Source organism: Acrocarpospora catenulata (genome assembly GCF_018476525.1).
Classification (GTDB): domain Bacteria; phylum Actinomycetota; class Actinomycetes; order Streptosporangiales; family Streptosporangiaceae; genus Acrocarpospora; species Acrocarpospora catenulata.
In genome coordinates this window covers 1-984 of sequence record NZ_JAHCST010000162.1, presented here as the reverse complement: position 1 = coordinate 984, position 984 = coordinate 1, and the positions used below count along the sequence as shown (strand labels likewise).

General features: G+C 68.3%; 1 protein-coding gene. It reads right to left on the bottom strand.

The window, feature by feature from the left end:
• Nucleotides 1-958, bottom strand: a 958-nt coding sequence (locus KIP79_RS46190; protein ID WP_372453766.1) for a replication initiator, incomplete at its 3' end; no start/stop codon positions are given.
• Between the last annotated feature and the right edge of the window lie 26 nt (nucleotides 959-984).

The window sequence follows — 984 nt, the reverse complement described above, 5'->3', positions numbered from 1 at the left end:
CGCCCTGCATGTCGAGCTGGGCACCGAACCGCACCACATGCAACGGCTCAGCCTCGCTACCGGCCGCCAACCGGTCCAACGCCTCATCCCAGGTGGGCAGCACCTCACCCGTGGCAGGGTCCACATAACCCGCCCCGTCCTGCCACACCGGAACGTGCTCCCCGTCGAACCGCACCGTATCCACCGCAGGCCACCACACCTGGTGATAGGTCGCCGCCACCACCCGCCGCAACTCAGCACGCGGCAACGTCCCCCGAATCGCCATATGCAGATGCGGAGCCCGCCGCTTCTGCGGTTCGACCACCGCGAAGTACTGCACGTCGAACCCCGCCACACGGCGCAAGTTCTGAACGAAGCGATCCACCAGCTTGGAGAAGTGAAGAGCGTCCCGAGCCGCCGCCGCATAGTCGTAACGATCCGGATCAACCGGAACCCCGTCCCGAACCTTGCCGTACGACGGAAGCGTGAGCGTGAGGAACATCGACGGCCGGAACGTCCGACCCTCACGGCCCGCGAACGTGCGCCCCAACGTCGAGTCCCGCACCTCACGCTTAGGCAGATCCGGCACATCCTGACGCCGCCGCGTGCTCCGAACCCGACGCGCAGCCCCATCAGCCGACCCCTCACCGGCCGACTCATCACCCGCCGACCCGGACTCACCCGCGTCCCGCCGGACAGGTTGCGCCGCCGCGATCTCCCCGTCCAGTTCGGCAATCGCCGCATCCAGATCCGCCGTGTCCTCACCGGCCGCCGCCGCCTCATCCCGCCAGCCCACCGCCTGAACCCGCAGATCAGCCAGATACCGCCGATACTCGGCAGGGGTCATCAGGTCCCCCGAGACCGGCTCTTGCTCAAGATGCCAGCCTTCCCGGCATTGAGCCCGCCGAAGGTCGCGCACCCGCTTGGCGCACGGCGGACACCAGCTCTCCCGCCAGCTCCCGCACGGCAGGTCGATCACTTCTACGGCACCGGTGACCACATCCT